Below are 965 nucleotides of genomic sequence, written 5' to 3'. Positions count from 1 at the left end.
AACCCGGTTTACCTGCTGCAAGGGATCCCTTCAAATTGGAAAGCCCAGTAAGCCCCCCGTTGCTCTGCTTTCCCTTCTCCCTGTGGGGGAGGGAAAGTTATCCCTCGTCCTCCTCATCGGCGGTGAACCCCGGTCGGTACAGGTAGGCGGAGGAGGGACGGTTGGTCTTCTTGATTTGGTCTTTGATGGATTCCAGGTCGATGTAGCGATCCGCCAAGTTGATCAGTTGATCGCTGGTCATGGAACGCAAGCTGACCACCTCCACTCGTGCCCCTTGGTAGCTAACGGCATTGACCGCATAGGCCAAGTCTCCATCGCCGCTCACCAGCACAGCCGTCTCATACCAGCGCACCAGCGACAGCATATCCACGGCAATTTCCACATCCAGGTTGGCTCTCTTGGATCCATCGGGCAACTGGGTTAGCTCTTTGGTAACCACGCGGTAGCCATTGCGGCGCATCCAGAGCAAAAACCCCTGCTGCTTTTCGTTGTTGCGATCGACGCCGGTGTAGAAAAAAGAGCGCAAAAGGGGCGACCGACCACTCAGAGTCTTCAGCAGACGGGTGTAGTCGATCTCAATGCCCAGTTGCAGAGCGGCGTAGAACAGATTAGACCCGTCGATGAATATGGCCACACGCCCACGGTTGTCCTGCAAGGGATCCGCAGGCTGAAAGCCGGGATCAGGATCAAGACGCAGCATTCGGGTTTTCTTCTCCAAGTTTTGACAAAAGGGCAGAAAAAAGAGGTGTTAAATGGGTTTAATCGCCAATACAGCTCTTTCCGGCAGCACTGACTACAGCTAATGCAGACGCCTCTCTTGTGCGATAGGGATCTTACTGCTTCCCAGAGTGATCTGCAGAATTCCCATGAAGTCGGAAAAAGCCGTAAAAGGCTGCCCCAAGCCCTGGGACACATGATTTACCCTAGCGCAGGAGAGACGATCCCCGGAGAAGATTTCCAAAATC

At 54.3% G+C, this 965-nt stretch carries 1 protein-coding gene; it reads right to left on the bottom strand.

Translation table 11 applies throughout. The features are described from left to right. Nucleotides 1–97: 97 nt before the first annotated feature. Complete coding sequence (locus NW837_RS15295) at nucleotides 98–700, bottom strand: NYN domain-containing protein (RefSeq protein ID WP_414332504.1); 603 nt, start codon at nucleotides 698–700, stop codon at nucleotides 98–100. Between the last annotated feature and the right edge of the window lie 265 nt (nucleotides 701–965).

It is taken from the genome of Synechococcus sp. R6-10, assembly GCF_047461815.1.
In the GTDB taxonomy this organism is placed as follows: Bacteria; Cyanobacteriota; Cyanobacteriia; order Thermostichales; family Thermostichaceae; genus Thermostichus.
This window is presented reverse-complemented; position numbering and strand designations above follow the sequence as displayed.